18 protein-coding genes are annotated in these 20,182 nt (G+C 64.4%); 13 read left to right on the top strand and 5 right to left on the bottom strand.

What is annotated here, in order from left to right:
* The first annotated feature begins 114 nt into the window (after positions 1-114).
* The 3 genes from ABEA18_RS14935 (at position 115) to ABEA18_RS14925 (ending at position 1,655) form a co-directional block, all read left to right on the top strand.
* Positions 115-1,035 carry a helix-turn-helix transcriptional regulator gene (locus ABEA18_RS14935; RefSeq protein ID WP_345450296.1) on the top strand — a complete coding sequence of 307 codons (921 nt, stop codon included), beginning with the start codon at positions 115-117 and terminating at the stop codon, positions 1,033-1,035.
* Between the two features lie 144 nt (positions 1,036-1,179).
* Positions 1,180-1,386 (top strand): hypothetical protein, encoded by a 207-nt coding sequence (locus ABEA18_RS14930; protein ID WP_345450294.1) that lies wholly within the window; start codon positions 1,180-1,182, stop codon positions 1,384-1,386.
* Positions 1,383-1,655, top strand: coding sequence for a hypothetical protein (locus ABEA18_RS14925; RefSeq protein ID WP_345450292.1), 273 nt, complete (start codon positions 1,383-1,385; stop codon positions 1,653-1,655). The genes ABEA18_RS14930 and ABEA18_RS14925 overlap by 4 nt, the downstream gene beginning before the upstream one ends.
* 97 nt (positions 1,656-1,752) lie before the next feature.
* Here ABEA18_RS14925 and ABEA18_RS14920 read toward each other — a convergent pair whose 3' ends face one another.
* The 3 genes from ABEA18_RS14920 to ABEA18_RS14910 form a co-directional block, all read right to left on the bottom strand.
* Positions 1,753-1,962: a dodecin gene (locus ABEA18_RS14920; protein WP_345450290.1), complete on the bottom strand. Its 210-nt coding sequence runs from the start codon at positions 1,960-1,962 to the stop codon at positions 1,753-1,755.
* A gap of 248 nt (positions 1,963-2,210) precedes the next feature.
* The gene (locus ABEA18_RS14915) at positions 2,211-2,912 is read right to left on the bottom strand and encodes a FadR/GntR family transcriptional regulator (RefSeq protein ID WP_078106926.1); all 702 of its coding nucleotides are present in this window, start codon (positions 2,910-2,912) and stop codon (positions 2,211-2,213) included.
* 28 nt (positions 2,913-2,940) lie between these two features.
* The gene (locus ABEA18_RS14910; protein WP_345450286.1) at positions 2,941-3,759 is read right to left on the bottom strand and encodes an alpha/beta fold hydrolase; all 819 of its coding nucleotides are present in this window, start codon (positions 3,757-3,759) and stop codon (positions 2,941-2,943) included.
* Positions 3,760-3,878: 119 nt separating this feature from the next.
* Here ABEA18_RS14910 and ABEA18_RS14905 point away from each other — a divergent pair, with 119 nt between their 5' ends.
* From ABEA18_RS14905 to ABEA18_RS14885, 5 genes are all read left to right on the top strand, one after another.
* Positions 3,879-5,366 carry a four-carbon acid sugar kinase family protein gene (locus ABEA18_RS14905; RefSeq protein WP_345450284.1) on the top strand — a complete coding sequence of 496 codons (1,488 nt, stop codon included), beginning with the start codon at positions 3,879-3,881 and terminating at the stop codon, positions 5,364-5,366.
* Positions 5,367-5,411: 45 nt separating this feature from the next.
* On the top strand, positions 5,412-6,311 hold the full coding sequence (locus ABEA18_RS14900) for an NAD(P)-dependent oxidoreductase (protein WP_345450282.1): 900 nt from the start codon (positions 5,412-5,414) through the stop codon (positions 6,309-6,311).
* Between the two features lie 101 nt (positions 6,312-6,412).
* Entirely contained in the window at positions 6,413-7,879 is a 1,467-nt protein-coding gene (locus ABEA18_RS14895; RefSeq protein WP_345450280.1) for a GntP family transporter, read from the top strand.
* The gene (locus tag ABEA18_RS14890) at positions 7,879-8,754 is read left to right on the top strand and encodes a class II fructose-bisphosphate aldolase (protein ID WP_345450278.1); all 876 of its coding nucleotides are present in this window, start codon (positions 7,879-7,881) and stop codon (positions 8,752-8,754) included. The genes ABEA18_RS14895 and ABEA18_RS14890 overlap by 1 nt, the downstream gene beginning before the upstream one ends.
* 46 nt (positions 8,755-8,800) lie before the next feature.
* A complete protein-coding gene (locus tag ABEA18_RS14885; RefSeq protein WP_345450276.1) occupies positions 8,801-9,193 on the top strand; it encodes a DUF1304 domain-containing protein in 393 nt (130 codons plus the stop codon).
* A gap of 136 nt (positions 9,194-9,329) precedes the next feature.
* Here ABEA18_RS14885 and ABEA18_RS14880 read toward each other — a convergent pair whose 3' ends face one another.
* Both ABEA18_RS14880 and ABEA18_RS14875 read right to left on the bottom strand, forming a co-directional pair.
* Positions 9,330-12,137, bottom strand: a complete 2,808-nt coding sequence (locus ABEA18_RS14880) for an aminotransferase class I/II-fold pyridoxal phosphate-dependent enzyme (protein WP_345450362.1) — start codon at positions 12,135-12,137, stop codon at positions 9,330-9,332.
* 304 nt (positions 12,138-12,441) lie between these two features.
* Positions 12,442-13,443, bottom strand: coding sequence for an Lrp/AsnC family transcriptional regulator (locus ABEA18_RS14875; RefSeq protein WP_345450274.1), 1,002 nt, complete (start codon positions 13,441-13,443; stop codon positions 12,442-12,444).
* A gap of 148 nt (positions 13,444-13,591) precedes the next feature.
* Between ABEA18_RS14875 and ABEA18_RS14870 the strand changes: the two genes are divergently transcribed.
* The 5 genes from ABEA18_RS14870 to ABEA18_RS14850 all read left to right on the top strand — a co-directional run.
* Positions 13,592-15,022 carry an MFS transporter gene (locus ABEA18_RS14870; RefSeq protein WP_345450272.1) on the top strand — a complete coding sequence of 477 codons (1,431 nt, stop codon included), beginning with the start codon at positions 13,592-13,594 and terminating at the stop codon, positions 15,020-15,022.
* Positions 15,019-16,242 carry an amidohydrolase gene (locus ABEA18_RS14865; RefSeq protein WP_345450270.1) on the top strand — a complete coding sequence of 408 codons (1,224 nt, stop codon included), beginning with the start codon at positions 15,019-15,021 and terminating at the stop codon, positions 16,240-16,242. The genes ABEA18_RS14870 and ABEA18_RS14865 overlap by 4 nt, the downstream gene beginning before the upstream one ends.
* 240 nt (positions 16,243-16,482) lie before the next feature.
* Positions 16,483-17,829 carry an acyltransferase family protein gene (locus ABEA18_RS14860; RefSeq protein ID WP_345450268.1) on the top strand — a complete coding sequence of 449 codons (1,347 nt, stop codon included), beginning with the start codon at positions 16,483-16,485 and terminating at the stop codon, positions 17,827-17,829.
* A complete protein-coding gene (locus ABEA18_RS14855; protein WP_345450267.1) occupies positions 17,826-18,182 on the top strand; it encodes a GNAT family N-acetyltransferase in 357 nt (118 codons plus the stop codon). Before ABEA18_RS14860 ends, ABEA18_RS14855 begins: the two co-directional genes overlap by 4 nt.
* Before the next feature lie 282 nt (positions 18,183-18,464).
* Positions 18,465-20,182: SpaH/EbpB family LPXTG-anchored major pilin (locus ABEA18_RS14850; RefSeq protein ID WP_345450266.1), on the top strand; the 1,718-nt coding region annotated here is incomplete at its 3' end.

The raw sequence follows: 20,182 nt of genomic DNA, 5'->3' as shown, positions 1-20,182 counted from the left end.
GCCTATGCACTTTCGGCGCAACAATCAGTAGTTTTGACGCCCCCTCCTTTTCCTAGGACTCGCAGTCCTACGTTGGCCGTAGAAACAAGCCCTGAGGGAAGGAAGAATAGGGACATGGGTCAAAGCGCCGAGTTCGGAAAATTCCTCAAAGCCATGCGTGCCCGGATGTCGCCGGAGGATGCAGGGTTGCCGGACGCGTCCGGCGCGCGCCGGGTTCCGGGGCTGCGCAGGGAGGAGATTGCCCGTTTGGCCGATGTCAGCACGGACTACTACACGCGCCTCGAACAGGGCCGCCACATCCATCCGTCCCGGGCAGTCCTTGAATCGGTGTCGAGGGCGCTTCGCCTGGACTCAAGCGAGCACTCCCACATGATGGACCTCCTTGAGCACTGCGCGTCGAGCGCCAAAGCGCCGACTCCCACGCCACGGGTGCGGCCTGCCCTGCGCCAACTTCTGGACGCGGTGGGCGACGTTCCGGCACTCCTGCTTGGCCGGCGCAGCGACGTGCTGGGAGCCAATCGGATGGCGGTCCTGCTGTTCGCCGACTTCCCGGCCATGCCTCCCGCCGAGCGAAACCTAACCCGCTGGCTGATCCTGGACCCCAATGCACGCGAACTGTTCCGGGACTGGAAGACGGTTGCCGCGGAAGCTGCCGGCTCCCTGCGTGCGGATACCGGGCGGCACCCCGACGATCCCCAAGCCAACCAGCTCGTGGGCGAACTCGCCGTGAACAGCGAACATTTCCGCCAGTGGTGGGCAGGGCATCGAGTGGCAGCGCGTTCAGCCGGGACTGTCCGCCTGCACCACCCCACCGTCGGGGATGTTGAACTGAACTTCGAGAATCTGGCCCTGCCGGAGGACCCGGACCAGGTCTTGAGGGTCTATTCCGCGAAGGCGGGTTCGCCGTCGGACGATGCCCTGAAGTTGCTCGGCAGCTTTGGTGCGGGAACGGCGTTTGGTGCGGGGCCCACGTTTGGTGCGGGAGCCGTGACGGGCCCGGAGCTGTCCGAGCGTCATGCAATGGACGAGAGCTGAACGGGTTTCAGGCTAAGTGCTCTGCGTCACTGTGCTAGTGCATAGTGAATCGGCGTGAGTTTGTCTATATGCCCATTGGGCGGCTTTTGAATCGCGTTTACGCTGAATCCAGACCTTTTCGCATATCAAGGATGGAATTCAACGATGAAACGCATCGCGCTGCTGAGGGAACGGGCATCCACCGCCGGGTCCGCGGGATCCACGGGCTCGCATTGCCCGGCATCCGGTCAGTGGAGCCCTGAAGGCGAACCCCACGTGGTGCACACGTTCTTCGAAGGCCACGTCTTCCCGTCCCACAACGGCGCGGCAACGGTCTGGCACCGCCAGTACCTGGCCGCAGAGTCTCGATGAGTCCCGAAACCTTGGGCGCTTGGGGCCCACGGCACTTCGCGACGTCGGCGCAACGGCCCGCTGGAGCGGCACTTCGTCTGCCGCCGTCGAAATGGTCGGAACTCAGCCGCGGCGAAACTGTCTGGATCCACGAGGAAAAATGGGGTTTCGACGCCGGCCTTGTGGACGAAGTTTCCTCCGACCACGAATTCCTGTGGATCGATTTTGCCGGGCGCGGCCGGCGACTCCTCTGTGGCGGTGACCCCGTCCAAGTCTGGACCCGCGGGTGAGTCCAGCCTCGCAACTGATGGCCGCCAGCCCTTCCACAGAAAGGCTGGCGGCCATCGTCGTTTGTTGAGGGTTGTGTGTGGCCTAACGCCCGGGGCTCTAACGCTCCAAGCGGAATCCGAGCTTGATGGTTACTTGCCAGTCGGCAACGGCGCCCTCTTTGAGGTGGCCGCGGATTTCTTTGACCTCGAACCAGTCGAGGTTCCGGAGGGTCTGGCTCGCGGCCGCAATCCCGTTCTTGATCGCGGCGTCGACGCCCTCGGACGAGGTTCCAACAATTTCGGAAACGCTATATGTGTGGTCAGCCATTCTTGCTCCTCATAATCGTCCTTGATGCCTGAACTGCTGGCCTGGCAGGCCGTGAAAGCAGACTAGCCGACCCGGGGCCGGCGGACTAGGGGTCTGGTCCCCGCCGATGCTCGCTCACCTATGGTGCCTTTTGGCCGAACGCTACTGCAGATGATCTGAGCGAGCGTCGGCGGCGCGACCCATATATCTGAGCGGGCGTCCGTGGATTGGCCCGCATATGTGAGCGGGCGTCCCAAGGGGTCAGGGGGCTAGGCCTCCAGCACGTACGTCCTGAGATCGTCGAGGGTCTGCTGCATGTGTGCGTCCATGGCCTCGCGGGCTCGGGGGGAGTCGCCGGCTTCGAGGGCTTTGAGGATGGCCCGGTGATGTCCGATCGCGTGCCGCTGAATATCCGGGATTTGCGACGTCTGGGTGCGCCGGGCTTCCAGGACGCGGTGCAGCGGTTCGAAAAGCACGGCCACGAAGACGTTGCCGGAAGCATGCAGGATTACATCGTGGAAGCCCAGGTCCGCCTCGACGAACGCGCCCACATCATTCGAATCATGGGCCTTCTGCATGGCGGACACGTGAACCTGCAGCTGGTCGATTTCTTCGGGGGAGATCCGTGACGCGGCGAGTTCGCAGGCGCCGGTCTCGAGCATGCGGCGCAGCTCGATGAGTTGGACGGACGCTGCTGCGTCGTTCTTTCCTTCCGAAGCGGCACGCAACACAGCTTCGAGGGATGCCCAGCGGTTCAGCGGGTTGACGAACGTTCCCCGGCCGCGCTCCACGCTAAGGATTCGCTGGGCCTCAAGGGTCTTCATGGCCTCGCGGACAGTCATGCGGCTGACTTCATGCTTGGCGCTCAACTCGAGTTCGCCGGGAACCACTGTGCCCGGCGGAAATTCGCCCGCGACGATGCGGTCCAGCAGCTCGTCAGCGACGACGCCGACCAGCGACTTGCGTGCCATGGTGCTCCGTTCCTAGATGTCTGACATCTTACGCTGGCGGTTGCCGGCTTTCGTTCCAAAACGCGCCGAGCGCGAGGGCGCAAGCACGTGGCCGCTCCCAATGGACGCTATGCCCGGCGTCGGGGATTGCCACGAGCCTCCGCAGCGGACTGGCTGCCACGAAGGCTTGCGCCTGCTCCGGCGAACGTAGTCGGTCCCCGACGCCGGCAATCACCAGCGTCGGTGCCGTCACCTTTTCGGGGACGTCCGCAGCCACCCCGGCCATCGCCGCGAGGCCACTGGGGCCGAGGACCTCGAAAGGCAGTTCAAATCCTCGGCTCAACAAACGATGGTCCTCCGGGGACAACGCCCCGAACCAGGCCTTCATGCACTTGGCGCGCGTCGCGTCGTCAATGAAGCCTTGCCGTAGTTGGGATTCGAGTATCGATCTGAAGACTTCGTTCGGCGGAGCCGGGACCATGCCGATCAAGGCCACGCTCGCCACCAGCTCCGGATTCGCGGCCGCTAACGTCAGCGCCACGCTGCCGCCCATCGAGTGGCCCGCAATGTGGACGGGAGATGCGTTCCGGACGGCAACCGCAGCCACGGAATCGGCCGCTGCTTCCAGGGTCCACTGGAAGCCCGGAGGCAATACGTCCCCACGGTGATACCCGGGCAGATCGACGATCCAGACGGTTCGTCCGGCGTCGAGCAATTCGGTGGCGAGCGGCTCCCAATAGGCGGATGTCGAGGCCCAGCCGTGCAGCAAGAGGACGGGAGGCTGGGACGGAAGGTCCGTGCTAACGGCGGCCGTTGGAAGGCGCATGTCCACGTGCAGTGCCGCGACGGCTGGAGGCTCTTGAAGCATGCGCCAAGCGTAGTGACGACTGACACTTGCACAGCCGAAAGAGGGTGTGTCACACTAGCATTCAAATATTAGATGTCTGACATCTTACATTTACTCTCGAAACCACGATGGAGTGCACAGTGACCCTTGAAGCCGATGTTCTGGCCGCCTTCCCGGCTGAAGTCCAGATCCCCGCTCGGCTGGTTGCCGACGCCGTAGCAGCGTCTTCCGCAGCCTCGCCCCGCATCCTGGTAGTCCTCGACGACGACCCCACCGGCACCCAATCAGTCGCCAACCTGCCGGTACTCACCCGCTGGGAGGTAGGCGATTTCGAATGGGCGTTCGCCCACATCGCGGAAAGCCGGTCCCAGCCTGCGGTCTACGTGCTGACCAACACCCGCAGCCTGGACCCGGTTGAGGCCGCTGCCCGCAACGAGGAAATCGTGCGCAACGCCCTCGCCGCAGCGGGCGGCGATGTGCGCTTGGGGTTCGTCAGCCGCTCCGACTCCACCCTCCGCGGCCACTACCCGCTGGAACCGGACATCATTGCAGCCACGATTGCCGACGTGACCGGCGAAGCGACCGACGGCGTCGTGATGGTCCCGGCGTTTCCCGACGCCGGTCGCGTCACCATCGGCGGCGTGCACTACATGCGGGGCACAGGGGGCGACGCCGGCAAGCTCACCCCGGTTGCCGAGACCGAGTTCGCCAAGGATGCGAGCTTCGGCTTCGCTAACTCCGAGCTGGCCAAATATGTGGAGGAAAAGTCGCAGGGCCGCTTCCCGGCCAGCGACGTGATCGTCCTCGACCTGGACATTATCCGCGCCGGCGCCTCGGCACAGGACCCTTCAATTTCTGCCAAGGCCATTGCCGATGCGATCGAACCCGCCACGAACTCCACACCCATCGTCGTGGACATCGTCACCGAGAACGATTTTCGCGCGCTGGCCCTTGGACTGGAAGAAGCGGAACGCCGCTGCAAGAAGCTGCTCTACCGTGTGGGGCCGCCCTTCGTCCGCGGCCGCATCGGCCAGGAAATCCGCAAGGCACTCAGCGGCGAGGAGGCCTACGAAGGCAACACTCCCTCCGCGGCCGGTGGCTTGATCGTCGTTGGCTCGCACGTCGGCCTCACCACGCGCCAGCTCAACGTCCTGACCGCCCAGCACAGCGCTGCCCGCATCATCGAGATCGACGTCGAGAAGCTTCTCGCTAGCGGCGCGGAGGCCTACCTCGACGAAACGGTCGCCGCCGTCGTCGACGCCCTCCACAACGGCGACGTCATCGTCCACACGAGCCGCCTTCTCATCAAGACCGACGACGCCGCGGCGAGCCTGAAGATTGCCCGCACCGTCTCTGCCGCCGTCGTCGCGATCGTGAACCGGACGCTCAAGACCTTCCCGCCGCGCTTCGTCATCGCCAAGGGCGGCATCACCTCCTCGGACGTCGCCGCGCACGGCCTGGAAATCCGCCACGCGATTGTCCGCGGCCCCATGCTGCCCGGCATCGTCTCCCTGTGGGAGCCGGTGGACGGACCCGCGAAGGGCATCCCGTATATCGTTTTCGCCGGCAACGTGGGCGACGACGAATCCCTCGCGCAGGTCACGCGCAAGCTCAGCAACACTTTCTAGCCGACCGCATTCCTAAAGGAACCCCCGCATTCAATGGAGAACACCATGACCAGCAACTACACCGTCGCCGTCCTCGGCTTGGGCGCCATGGGTCTGCCGATGGCCACCCGCCTGGCAACCCAGCTCAGCGTCCACGGCTTCGACATCGCCGAAGCGCGGCTGAAGCTCGCTGCCGACGCCGGGATCCGTACCTTCGCTTCGGCGCGTGAAGCCTCCGAAGGCGCCGACGCCCTGCTCCTTGCCGTACGCAACGGCGAACAGCTCGACGACGTCCTCTTCGGTGAGAACGGCGTCGCCTCGGTACTGAAGCCGGGCGCCGTCGTGATCCTCGGCAGCACCGTCGGTACCGAAGCCATTCCGGCCACCGTGGCGCGCCTGGCCGAGTACGGCGTCGAACTCGTTGACGCACCCCTTTCCGGCGGCCCCAAGCGTGCCGGCGAAGGCGATCTTCTGATCGTGGTGGGCGCGACGCCGGCCGCCCAGGAAAAGGCCCGCCCCGCCCTGGAACTGCTGGCCTCCACGCTAAGCATCGTGGGCGACAAGCCCGGCGACGGCCAGGCACTCAAGACTGTCAACCAGCTGCTGTGCGGCGTGCACATCGCCGCTGCCGCCGAGGCCATGGCACTCGCGGACGCCCTCGGACTGGACCAGGCGAAGACCCTCGCGGCCTTGGAGGCAGGCGCCGCCGGCTCGTTCATGCTGTCCAACCGCGGCCCCCGCATCCTCGAGGCATACAACGAGGAAGGCGCCGAGGTCCTGAGCCGTTTGGACATCTTCGTCAAGGACATGGGCATCGTCGGCAAGGCCACGCGCGCCGCCGGCCTGGCCGCACCGGTTGCCGCCGCTGCCGAACAGCTCTACCTCCTCGGTCAGGCCCAGGGCCTCGCCGCAGCCGACGACTCCGCCGTCATCAAGGTCGTCGCGCCCACCAGGCGTACCAACTAAACCCTCGCACAACGTGCGACGACGGCGGTCCCCCCTCCGCCGTCGTCGCCTCTCTTGCCGGCCTCGAGTCGAGGCCGGCGCTGTCAAAGGAGACACCCCCGATGAATCCCCTCATCAATACCTTGGCGGTCCGGGCAGCTGATGCCCCTGCCATCAAACCGGCCGTGGACCTTGGGACCCCGCTGCTGCTGACTATCGCCGTCGCGGGCGTCGCACTGTTGCTGTTGATGATCATCCGCTTCAAGATCCAGGCATTCGTGGCATTGCTGGCCGTGAGCATCCTGGTTGCCGTTGCCGCGCAGATCCCCTTGGCGGACGTCTTCACCGTTGTGGCCAACGGCGTGGGCGGAACCATGGGCAAAGTTGCACTGCTGATTGCCCTCGGCGCCGTGCTGGGCCGCATGATCGAGGTGTCCGGTGGCGTGCAATCGCTGGCCAACCATTTCACCGCGAAGCTCGGCGCCAAGCGCGTCGCTGTGGCACTGACCGCCGTCGGCTTCCTCGTTGCCATTCCCGTGTTCTTCGAAGTGGGCATCATCGTCCTGGTGCCGATCGTCTACGCCTTTGCGAAAATCGCCAAGCTGCACCCCATCAAGTTCGGCCTTCCCATGGCCGGCATCATGCTCTCCATTCACGTCGCGGTTCCTCCGCACCCGGGCATTGTTGCCGGGGCAGGCGTCATGGGTGCCGACATCGGACTCATCGCGATGATTTCGCTGATCATCTGCGTGCCGCTGGGTTTCCTGTCCTACTGGGTTGCCAGCATCATGAACCGTAAGGACTACGAACTGCTGCCGGGCGTTCGTGACCAGATTGAAGAATTCGGCTCCGATTCCCTGGTGCGCGTGGGCCACGACGGTCCGGGTGCCAGCGCAGTCGCCCCGCCGCGTCCGGGCCTGATCATGTTCCTCATCGCCGCCCCGATCGTCCAGATCCTGCTCGGCACAGCCGGTACCCTCCTGATCAACAAGAAGGACTACTGGTACGGCGTCGCGTCCTTCGTGGGCAACCCGTTCTTCGCTTTGCTCGTGGCTGTTGCGCTCGCTTTCTTCCTGCTGGCGGTCCGCCGCCAGTGGTCGCTCAAGGAAACCGGCGAGATCTTCGAAGGCGCGCTGCCTCCCATCGCGTCGATCCTCATGGTTGTAGCCGCCGGCGGCGTGTTCGGCGGCGTCCTGCAGGTTTCCGGCATCGGCGCGGCCCTGTCCCAGACGCTGGACTCCATTGGCGTGCCGATCATCTTGCTCGGCTTCATCATCTCCCTGGCATTGCGTGCCGCACAGGGTTCGGCCACGGTCGCCATCGTCACCACCACCGGCCTGCTCTCGGCTGCCGTGGCGCACGGCGGCTACACCCCGGCGCAGATCGCGGTCATCGTGATCGCGATCGGCTTCGGCGGACTGGGCCTGTCCCACGTGACCGACGCCGGCTTCTGGGTGGTAGTGCGCTACTACGGCCTCACAGTGTCCGATGGGCTGAAGACCTGGACCGTGCTCACGACCATCCTGGGCATCGCCGGCTTCCTGCTCAGCTATGTCGCCTGGATCCTGGTGGGAGGCCTGGCCCACTGATGCGTGTACGCCTTGACGATCTTGTAGGCTCCGCACTGGAGCGTGGGGCAGCGGTCCCGGCCTTCACCTGCTACGACTTCACCACCGCCCTGGCTGTGGTGGCTGCGGCGGAGGAGTCCGGCCGCGGGGTCATCCTGCTGGTCGCGCCGAAGACAGCGGCCGCCCTGTTCGGCTTGCGGCTCATCACCGCCCTGCGCGCCTTGGCCGACGACGCCAGTGTGCCGGTCTCGGTGCAGTTGGACCACGCCTCGGACCTGGACGTCGTCCGTAATTCGGTGGCGGCAGGGGCTGACGCCGTCCTGGCCGACGGCTCGTCCCTCGCGTTCGAGGAGAACATCGCCCTGGTCCGCGAAGTCCGAGCCGCGCTAGACGCCCAAGGTGCCTTCGACGTCGTGATTGAGGCTGAGCTTGGCGGGCTGGCCGGTGACGAAGACAAGGCGTTCGATGCTGATGTTCACGCTCATCCGGCGGGCGTCCATCCCGCAGGTCTGACCGATCCCGGCCATGTGCAGGACTTCGTTGCCCGCACCGGCGCGCAGCTCCTGGCCGTGGCGGTCGGAAACGCACATGGCCGTTACACCGGCGAGCCCAGGCTGCACTGGGACGTGCTGGACGACATCGCCTCGCGAACGTCACTTCCGCTCGTGCTCCACGGCGCGTCGGGCATCCCCGCTGCGGACCTCGTCAACGCAATGTCCATGCGGGTCGGCAAGGTGAACTTCAACACCGAGCTCCGCACCGGCATCCTCACCACGCTCGAGGCCGAAACAACCGCGCACCGGGCCGATGGCGAGAACCTCCAGGGCCTGTTGGGATGCTGGAGTTCCTCCGCCTCGACGTTCGCCGGAGCAACACTGGACATGCTCAGTAAATAGGGGCGGCTGGCGAAGCTACATAACGCAGGGAGGCTAGGATCAGCACATGATCCTGGCCTCCCTGATTTTCGCCCTCCTTGCCGGCTTGTTGCACGTCTACATCTTCAGCATGGAGTCCGTCACATGGACCCGCCCCGCCACGTGGAAGCGCTTCAGCGTCGCTTCCCAGTCCGACGCCGAAACCACCAAGTCCCTCGCGTACAACCAGGGTTTCTACAACCTCTTCCTTGCCATCGGGGCGCTCGCCGGGATCGTCTTTGTCTCGCTCGGTCATCTGCAGGTGGGCTGGACCCTCGTCTTCAGTTCGTGCGGCTCGATGCTGCTGGCGGCAATCGTGCTTGCCCTGAGCGGCAAAAAGTACCTCCGCCCCGCGGTTCTTCAGGGCACGACGCCGCTACTCGCCGTCGTGCTCGGCATCCTGGCCGTGTCGCTCGGCTAGAGATATGAGCGAGCGTTGGCGAAAAAGGCGTCAAACGTGAGCGAGCGTTGGCGAAAATGCCGTCAGATGTGAGCGAGCGTCCTACGAGGCAAACGCTCGCTCACGTATGTGCCCTCCAAGCCCGTCGCTCGCTCACTTATGCGGGCTTTTGGCGTGACGCTAGCTCACCCGTCAAAACCCTGAACCCCAGTTCCGCATTGAAGCCGTGGATCTCCCGCGTGTCCAGTGCCGACATGAAAGCCAGGATCTCCTGCGTGATCACTTGCCCGGGAACCAAGACAGGGAATCCGGGAGGGTAGGGGGTGACGAAGGACGCCGAGACCATCTCCTCTCCCGCGGTGACCATTCGCGCAAGTTCGGCCGCAGTGAAGTATTCGCAGGATCCGGCCTTGTAGCTCTCGAAGTAGGCCGCGCGCATGTTGCCGTCGGGCGTGTCCGCGTCCTTGCGGAACCGTTCGGCGAAGCGGCTGAAGTCCGGCAAGGGCGGCGGCGTGCTGGTCAGTGCCGCGACACGCGCACGGCGGGCCCGCTGGCCCAAGCCGCTCAGGCCGGATTGCTCGTCTTCGAAGGTCTCGGCCAGCTTGACCAGAACCTCGACGAGGTAGGCAACGGCACTCCGCGAGGTGCCGATGTTAGTCATGAAGAGAACGCTGTTCCTTGAGGTCTTGTTGACCTGGATCCCGTACTTGTCCATCAGGTAGTCGTGCTTGAAGGTATCGCCGTCCACGCCGGTGAGGCCGATGTGCAGGGTCAAACGGCTCGGATCAACAACGAATTCGTCCCGCTCCCAAGCTTCCGACATGGCCGCCAACCCGTCGCGGAGCGGCATTTGCCGGTTCGTTTCGCGGTACTGCGCAGGTATGAGGTCCGTGGTGCCGAGGACGCGGAAGTACTTCTTCAGCAAGGGATGCCTTGCCACGGCCTGGGCAATGCTGACCGCGAGATCTGCCTGCCGTTGCACGAGTTCGTAGCCTTCGAACTCGACCTGCCGCCGTCCCATGTCCAAGGAAGCCAGGATCTGGTAGTTGGGGGACGTGGAGGTGTGCGTCATGTACGCCTCCCGGAAGCTCTCCTCGTTCAACTGGCCGAAGTCCTGGTCATGGATGTGGATCATGGACCCCTGCCGGAGCGACGTCAGGGTCTTGTGCGTCGACTGCGTTGAGTAGACCCTCAGGCGGGCCTTCGCCGGATCCGGCACCAGTCTCGTCTTCAGGAGCAGCTCATCGTTGACGTGCCCGACGCCGGAACCCGGGCCGCCGTCGTCGGGCTCGCCGCCGTCGTCGTAACCGCTGCTGTCGGCCGCCCCGCCCGCCGCAGCAAGGTCCCGCAATTGCGCAGCGTGGCGCCGGGCGTAAGCCGGATCTGCAAACTTTGCCTCAAGCGACCGGGCCGAAGCCATGGCCGTGCGACGGCGGTAGATATGGTGGAATCCCGCGAACGCGAACCAGGCCTCGTCCCACAGGAATACCAGGTCCGGTTTGATGGCGAGGCACTCCTCCATCACGCGTTCGACGTCGTACACAATGCCGTCGAATGTGCAGTTCGTGAGTGCAAGCATCTTGACCTCGTGGAGCCGGCCTGCCCGGCGGTAATCCAGGAGCATCCGTTTGATGCTTTCCAAAGGAACGGCGCCGTAGAAGGAGAAATCGTTCAAAGGGTAGGCGTCCAAATACGAGACCTGCGCGCCGGCCAGCATGAGGGCGTAGTGGTGCGATTTGTGGCAGTTTCGGTCCACCAGAACCACGTCGCCGGGAGCCAGGATCGATTGGTGCACGATCTTGTTGGCTGTTGACGTTCCATTGGTGACAAAGAGCGATTTCTGGGCACCGAATGCCCGGGCCGCCAGCTTCTGGGCCTGTTTGAGGGAGCCATGCGGATCCAAGAGCGAATCGAGCCCGCCTGACGTGGCGGAGGTTTCGGCGAGGAGCAGGTTGAGGCCGTAGAACTCGCCGAGATCGTTGATCCACTTGGAATGTATGACCGATCCGCCCCTGGACACCGGCAAGGCATGGAAAACGCCGGCGGGTTTGCGGCTGTATTGCTGGACCGCGTGGAAGAACGGAGCTTCATATCGTTCCGCGATCCCGGCGAGCAAGGACAAATGGAGCTCCAGCCCGTCCTGGCGGCGGAATATCCGGCGGAATTGACGGGTCAAGGAACCGGCGAGTTCTTCAATCCCCACCCCCGCCACCAGGTAGAGATCAAGCTCGGGCCGGAGTTGGCCCAGCTTCTCCGCCAAGCTCAGGATGCGGTCCAAGGGTCGCTGGGGGAGCGATTTCCCCAGGAACCTTTCCAGGAAGCTGCGCACGTCCCGGCTCAGGCGCTGCCTGCTGGTGGGGACAAAGCCCGGCCGCAGTACGCATGCTTGGATGTCGGGGTTGAGCAGGACAGCCACGATGGCGTCCTCGAAGCTCGGCACGAACACGAGCTCGTAATTGAAGGAGTCGGCGGGACGGCGCTGATTATGCAGTTCCGTTTGAAGTGCTTCACGGTCGGCGCTGGAGACGTCATCGATCACGAGGACCTCGAACCGCTTGCGCGACTCGGCGGGTTCTTCAGCCCGGTCTGTTTCGCGTTCGGGGTCCGGTGAGGGTTCCTGGGCGTTTTGGTTGTGGCCGGCAGCCCGGCGCGCGACCGGTTCGATGAGGCTTAGGGCCTCAAGGTAATTCCCGGCCTCCAGGATTCGCCGCAATTCCATGACATATTGCTGCCCCGGAGATGCCCAATACATTTCGAGGGATTCCAGCAGTGGCAACAGCCTTCGAACTTCCCGCGGCAGTTCCCGCGGCGTTCGACCACCCCCGGAACCCGATGTGGCCACGGCAGAGAGCTGTTTGACGGCGTAGCCAAGGAACTCCCAGGTGTCGGCGCGCACCCGCCAGGCGCTGCTGGGGACCTCGCCGCCGGACCCGGATTCGTCGTCGGCGTTTGGCCTTGCCGCCAAACCGAGGCCAAGCGATGCACCGCCGGCAAGGGCGGCCGGAGCGGAGGGAAATGGGGCTGACTGCACTGTCGCGAAATCGGCGCGTGCCACGATGACTCCTTTGTCATGGATTGATAGCACTCTCTACTAAACGCCGCGAGCCATCGCCGTGGACGGCAAATGTTCGGGTTGCCGTCTGGGTTTCCAGATGGGAGCGGATCTTCCCGTCATAGCTGAGCGAGCGTTGGGGAAAATACCGTCACAGGTGAGCGAGCGTCGGGGAAAATACCGCCATAGCTGAGCGAGCGTCGGAGTGGGCCGGCAACTACCCTTCACGCCACAGCGGCAAAGGGACGACGCTCCGGCTGCGTCCGGACTGGTCCAGCACGTGTCCGAGGCGTTTGTAGTTGCGGACCACGGCTTGCCGGGAGATGACGGCGCTTCCCGGAGCGCGCTCCGCCAATTCGCGCTCGTGGCTTTGGACTTCGAGGTAGTCGCGGACCCACAGTGTCACGAGCAGATTCTGGGCGCCCAGAACCTGGGCGCTGAGCCTGCAGTTCGGCAGGGCCGCGAAATAGCGCCCGACGGCGTCAACGTGGTGGGCGGGCACGTTAAGGATCAGACTGACTTCCCTGAGTCCTTGTTGGGCGGAGGCGGACGTATCGCACCTCAGCGTCATGTAGCCGGACGCGAGGAACCGCTCCACCCGCCGTCGAGCCGTTTGGGGAGAGACGCCGCAGGCGGCTCCCAGTTCGGCCCAACTTGCGCGCCCGTCCTTGGCCAGTTCCTCTAAGAGGGACGCATCGAGCCGGTCGGGAGCGTAGGCCGCCGGGGCGGGTAGGGGTTCTGCTGACATGAGCCGGGCCCGCGCCGGTTCGAGGGTGCCGCTCCGCCAGTCCGAAGCCTGCCGGTACAGCCTGGTGACGAAAACGACCTCCCGATGGGTCACTCCGGGGAGGGCTGCGAAGGAGCCGGTAACGATCTCCATGAGCTCCTCGTGACTGGAGGCGAAGCAGTCCACGAAGAGGTCGTGAGAGCCGGACACCAGCGAAACCGTGCCGAATGCCGGCTCCGCGCACAGCTTTTGGACCAGGGCTTCGTTCTGGCTTGGAAGTGAAGAGAGGCTAATGAACGCCGACCAGCCAGCACTCAGATAGCGCGGACCCGGGGCCGGGGTGATCCACGCCAATCCCTGCTCGGCAAGGGAGTTCCATCGGCGCGCGACGGTAGGCCCGGACAAGCCCAGGACATCCCCCACGCGGCTCCAGTCGGCACGGGGATTGATCTGAAGAGCATTGACGATTTCAAGATCAATTTCGGAGATCATGGCTGATTCCTTCAAAATTCGCGATTCTCAGAGGATTTCAAACAAATTCCTAGCCAGTGTAGACGGCGGACCTAGCGTTGTGACTCGCATCACCCACTCGCATTTCCCAACGCCCAGGCAAAGAAGCCCCCCACATTCAAGGAAGCACATGGCAAGCAAGACAGCACCTCCGGCGACGACGGCCGTCGCCCGCCGGACCATCACCGGAATGATCGTGGCGATGGCCCTGATCGAATCGCTCAGTGGAGTCACCCAGGGATACCTGAACCCCATCCTCCCCGCCCTGGGGCCGAGCTTTTCGATCGACGACCCCACCATCAACGGCATTTTCCTGATCTCAAACGTGAGCTTTGCCGTGCTCACGCCGATCATCGCGCGGCTTGGCGACAGCTACGGCTACAGGCTCGTACTCCGTTGGTCGACCGCGGTCGTCGCGGCCGGCGTCCTCATGATGGCGTTGTGGCCCTCGCTGTGGACGGTGACAATCGGCGTCGTCATGCTCACGTGCGTGGTCGGCTTCATCCCGTTGATGATGGGCATCCTGCGGGTGAGCAGCCCGGCGCAGACCCGCACCGGGGTCAGCGTGATGATCGGAATGCTCATGATCATGGTTGGCGCAGGCGGCCTGCTCGCCGGGATCATCGGCGTGGACGATCCCACTCTCGGGTTCTGGGTTGCGGTGCCGTTCGCGGTTGTTGGGCTGCTTTGCTCCTTCGTGCTGCCCGACGCCGGAACCCCCACCCGCGAGGGACTCGCCCTCGTGCCGCTCCTGGCATGCTCCCTCGGACTGATCGGCTTTGTGGTGGCCCTTTCGATGGGCCCGGACTGGGGTTGGCTGGATGCCAAGACTCTCGGATCCGGAATCATCGGCCTCGCGCTGTTGGCCTACTGGGTGGTCCTGGACGCTCGAAGCGTGAACGGGAGGCGCTTCATGGACCTGCGGATGCTTGCCATCCCGCGCATCCGGACGGTCTCGCTCGCCACTTTCTTCTTCGGTTTTGCCTCTATCAGCTACTTCGGCACGAACGGGATCTTCCTGTATTCAAACCCGGACAAGACCGGGTACGGCTTCGCGCTGAGTCCGCTCATGATCGCCATCGTCCTGGCTGCCGCATCGGTGCTCTCGCTGTTCTTCTCGCTTCTGACCTCGAAGGCACTCAGTCTTTTTGGCGAACGGGCCACCCTGGTGTTCGCCGGTCTCCTGCTGGCGGGCGGCTTCCTGGTCATGGCGGCTGCGCACGGCTCCCTGGCCGGCTACTGCACCGGATTCGCAATGTTCAACCTGAGTCTTGGCATGTACCAGGCGGGGACCAGGGCGCTCTCTGTTGAGGGCGTTCCGCTGGAGGAAACCTCGACGGCGGCCGGCCTCAACGAACTGGCACTGTCCGTGGGCATCGCGGTGGGCGCCGCCGTCGTGAAGCTCATCTCCTCGTCTTCAGTCCAGTCCGGGCACATCAGCGAGGGTGGGCTCCTGTCTATCTGGATTGCCCTGGCCATCGCGGCTTTGGTCGCCGCGGCAGCAGCCGCCTGTTACCCGAAGCGTCACGCAGCGGCGACAGCCGCAGGGGTCGCCGTATGAAAGCCGCTGCCGTGAAAGCCGCTATGCATGCCGGGTCACCGGAAACCGCAACGCCCGCAGCCACTACTGAGGCCGTCGTCGAACGCTGCGTCTCTACGGCACTGGAGCGCTGGGAGCCGGAAATCCTTGGCCTGAGCCACGCGATCCACGCCGATCCCGAGCTCAGCGGGCAGGAGTTCCGGGCCGCCAAGCGGGTTAGCCGGCTGCTTCGAAGCGCGGGCTTCAGCTTTGACGGTCCGCAGCCTGTGCTCCCGGCTTCTTTCAGCGCGGGCTTCGGGACGGGTGAGCTGGTGGTCGCGTTGTGCGTCGAATACGACGCCTTGCCGACCATCGGGCATGCCTGCGGACACAACGTGAACGCCGCCTGCGCTGTGGGCGCGGCACTCGCCCTCACCTACGTCGCCGACGAACTCGGGATCACCGTCAAGGTCCTCGGCACTCCGGCGGAAGAGACGAGCGGCGGCAAGGTCGATCTCATTGGCGAGGGCTTCTTCGAAGACGTATCCCTCGCGATGATGGCCCACGCCGGTGCCGAGGACGTCATCGGCGGCTCATCCCTGGCCATGGGTATGTGGGACGTGCTCTATGAAGGGCGCCCTGCGCATGCCGCAGCTGCTCCATCCGAAGGGATCAATGCCCTCGATGCGCTCGTGATTGCGCAGACGGCCATCGCCTTGGCACGGCAGCAACTTCCGCCCGGCTCGGTTGTTTCGTTGATAGTGACGGAAGGCGGGAGCGCCGTCAACGTCATACCGGAGCGGGCCCGGGCGAGCGTCGAAATGCGCTCGCCGAGCCTCAAGAACCTGCGAACCATAGAGGACCGCGTGAGGCGCTGCCTGGAAGCGGGCGCCCTTGCAAGCGGGAGCACACTCAAGGTCACGCCCACGGGCAATGCCTACGCTGAGCTCAGGCAGGACCGGTACCTTTCCGAGGCTTACCGGGAAGCGATGTCCGCCCGGGGGAGGGCTGTTGCGTTCAACGAAGAACCAGTGGCTTCCACAGACATGGGCAACGTCTCGCAACTGGTCCCAAGTATCCATCGGCTGATCGGCTACGACGTTCACGGGGCCGCCCACCACACCGCCGAGTTCGCTGCCCACGGATCGTCCGCCTCCGCGGACCGGGCGGTCTTGGATGGCGCCTTCGGCCTGGCCCTTGCCGCCAGCGCGGCGGCAAACGATCCGCGGCAACGGGAAAGGCTGCTCCGCCGAACCAACTGAACTCCCCCGCAGCGACGCTCGCTCACCTATGAGGCCAAAATCGGGATCGCTCGCTCAGATCATCTGAGCGACGGTCCCGTGGCTTTCAGTCATAGGTGAGCGCGCGTCGGGGATATTCGGGTCATAGGTGAGCGCGCGTCGGGGAGGGCGGGCCGCACCCACGAATTCGCACCTTCGCACGCTCTGGTTCCCGCCGTCGAGCGGGCGGACAATGATCTCAGCAGTTCGCGAAGGAGTGCAATGGGATTATTGAGGCAACAAAAGACGTCGGCGGGCATGTCCGCATTTGGCCGCTCTCGTGATCCCGTGATCGATCTCGCCCGGTTCTTCTGCCTCATTCTGGTGGTGCTCTCGCATTGCATGATGGTCAGCCCGGTCCTGCACCCGGACGGCACCGTCACGACGGAAAACACGCTCATGGAACAGCACTGGTTCGAACCCGTGTTGTGGGTGTTCCAAGTGATGCCGCTGTTCTTCGTCCTCGGAGGTATCACGGGACTGGAGTCATGGCGTCGCCTGCGTGCGCGCGGCGGCTCCGGCGTCGACTATGCGCAACTGAGGCTTCTGCGCCTCATCCGTCCGGCAACTGCGTTGCTGGCCTCGATGTTCGTGGGGTTGTGGGCCGCAAGACTGCTTGGCGTCGACCCGGAAGTGGTCCAGCTCATCGCGACTGGGGCGGGCATGCCCTTGTGGTTCCTGGCCGCGTACCTCGCAACTCAACTCAGCGTTCCCTTGTTGGCCCGGCTGCACGGACATTCCCCGTGGTTGACCCTCGGCGGGCTCGTGGCCGCCGTGATCACCCTTGACTCCCTGCGCGGGGCGTTTCCGATGCTCGCTTTCGTCAACATGCTCTTTGTGTGGTGTGCGGTCCAGCAATTCGGCTTCTTCATTGCCGATGGCATCTTCGCTGGACGCAGCCGGGGCTGGTTCGCGGGGTTGATCGTGGGAAGCAACCTTCTGCTGGGGTTCGTGACCGGGATCGGGGTCTACTCCGGGAATATGATCGTGGACCTGAATCCGCCCAACTTCTGCATGCTGCTCTTGGGTCTGTCCCAGGCGGCAACGCTCCAATTGCTGCGCCCCGCCCTTGCCTGGGTGGCTGGGGTGCGCTGGATCCGTTGGGTCGTGGCCGTGGCGGGCCGGCGGTCCATGACGGTCTATCTGTGGCATTTGCCGCTGCTTGCAGCCATGGCGGGGCTGCTTCTCCTCACGGACTTCCCCAAACCGGCGGCAGGTACCGCCGAATGGTGGTGGGCCCGCCCATTGGTGCTGCTCGGCGTCCTCCTCCTCTTGCTCCCGGTCCTGCTGCTGTTCGGCAGGCTTGAAGAGCGCCCGACGGCGGCCAGCCACGCGCGCGGCAGGACGCACGTCGCGGTGGTGACTGCCGGCGTCGTGGTCTTCATTCCTGTGGTGGACGCCGCCTTCAACGGACTCACGCTGACCCTTCTCGGTGGGGGAGCGGCGTGCTTCGCGCTGGGAGTGTTACTGCTGGGACGGGTGCCGGCCGGAGTCCTTTCCGCAGCGGTTCCCGATGCCCCTGCCGTGCCATTGCCAGAGCCCGGTTTACGTGCGAATCTCGACTCATGACTGAGTTCACGGATTCAACCGCAGAGTCGTTCAGCCCGGACGTGACAACGGTCAGGAACGACAAATTCCACCGCTACGAGCTCCTTGTTGACGGTGAAGTAGCCGTGATCTCGCAATTTATGGATAAGCCGGGCCACATCGACTTCCTCCACACCGAGACACGCCCGAAGTTCAAAGGCCGTGGGCTGGCCAAGGTCCTGGCGCACTTTGCCTTGGACGACGTCGTCGCCTCGGGCAAGCGGATCATCCCGCATTGCCCGTTCATCGCCGCCTATCTGCGCAAGCATGAGGGCTACGAGCTCGACGTCGATTGGCCGCCGGAGCCGCCGGTGGGGGAACCGGACAACGAATAGTCAGAGGGGTCTGCCCGAGACCTATTGCCTGAGGGCGACAACGGCGTCGTGTTCGTCGCGGATTGCCCGGCCGGAGTCGGTTCATTTCAGTTGAGTGTGGTTCGGCGCGGAATCGTGTTGCATTGGGTCAAGCTCGCTGCCGGTTGAGTAACCGGGTTCGAAGTAAAATTCAAGTCACAAACTCTGTTGCTGTCACACTGGAGTGCTATGGGGCAAGTTTCAGGGCACGGTTCGAATGGCGGGGACGAGTCGTTGGCTGTTGGGCATAGCGACCCTCAAATCATGGCCATGGTGCGTGACGGCGATGCTTCCGCCTTCGATGTGCTGTTCCAGCGGCATTTGGCGGCAGCCCAGTTCGTTGCCCGGGCCCAGACTGACAATGTCAGTGACGCCGACGACGTCGTGTCCGAGGCGTTTGCTTCGATTTTCCAAGCCCTCACTGAGGGAAAGGGACCGGACCAGTTCTTCCGCTCCTATCTTCTGACTGCCGTGAGACGAATTGCCTACGACCGGAATCGGAAGGCCAGGCGTACCCAGATTGTGGGCGACGTCGACGCCTTGGATACCGTTGCCCTCGACGCGGACACGGTTCTGGACGCCTTTGAATCCAGCACCATGGCGAAGGCCTTCAAGTCGCTTCCGGAACGCTGGCAGGCAGCCCTTTGGCACGTGGACATCGAAGGCCTGAAACCCGCCGCAGCCGCACCCTTTATTGGATTGAGCCCCAACGGCGTCTCCTCGCTCGTGATCCGGGCGCGCGAGGGGCTCCGGCAGGCCTACCTGCAAAACCACATCAAAGTGGTGAACGACGACTCATGCGTTGAATTTTCAAGCCAGCTCGGAAAGTACGTCCGCGGCGGCCTGAAACGTGCGTCGTACGAAAAGGTCAAGGCCCACTTGGAGGAGTGTCCGAAGTGCACGGCTCTGCTGGTGGAACTCAACGATGTCCAGGCAGGCATGAGGGCGCTTGTCTTCCCCTTGGTGGTCGGGGTGGTCTTCACACCGGCTGTGACGGCCGAATTCCTCCCCGGAACTGTACTGCTGGAAACGCTTCTCCCCGGAGGGGTTCTCTCGGAGCCATTCCTTTCCAAGCCGTTCCTTCCTAAGACGTTCCTTCCTAAGACGTTCCTTCCGCGAGGAGGCGCACCGGCCGTGGCTGGACTGCCCTCGGTGGGTGGAGTTTGGACTATGGCAGTTGCCGCGTTGGTCATGGGCGGCCTCGTGATTGGGGGCATCCTCGCGTGGCTGGGACAGACCGGCCCGGCACCACTCGCTGGAGCCGATGTTCCGCGCAGCGCGCCATCGGTTCAACCGTCCTTGCCTGAACGGGCCCCGACGGCACCGGCGGCACCCGCACCGAGCCCGGCACCCGCACCGAGCCCGGTGCCGACGGCGGACCCGTCTGCCATCGCGGTGCCGCAACCTCCGGCGCCCGCGCCGATCGTGCCAGAGGCGGTTCCTGTGCCGCAGGAGACGGTCAGGGTGGTTGATTCCGGAACCGTCATCACGACCCCCGTTCGGCAGACGGGTTCGTTGACGATCCATAAGTATGAGAAGCCGGCCGCGCCGACCGGTCTGCCCAGCGATGGAACGGTTTTGACCGCCGCGCAGTTGCAGGGGCTGATGCCGATGGCTGGGGTGACGTTCACGGTGCAGAAGGTGGACAACATTGACCTGACGACGAATGCGGGCTGGGCTGCGGCGGCTGCGCTGACTCCGGCGCAGGCCGCGGGGCAGGCGGGCCCGGGTTCGACGGCCACGACCGGCGCGGCCGGGACGGCGACCCTGGGGAGTCTTCCGCTGGGCCTGTATCTGGTGACGGAGACCGGTTACCCGGCCGGTGTGACTCCTTCGGCCCCGTTCCTGGTGACGATTCCCATGACGGACCCCACCGGCGGGAACGGCTGGATGTATGACGTGAACGTCTATCCCAAGAACGCCGTGACTGCGGCCACGAAGACCGTGAACGATGCATCGGTCCTCAAGCTCGGAGACAACGT

The sequence above is a fragment of the Arthrobacter gyeryongensis genome (genome assembly GCF_039543785.1).
GTDB lineage: Bacteria > Actinomycetota > Actinomycetes > Actinomycetales > Micrococcaceae > Arthrobacter > Arthrobacter gyeryongensis.
This window is presented reverse-complemented; position numbering and strand designations above follow the sequence as displayed.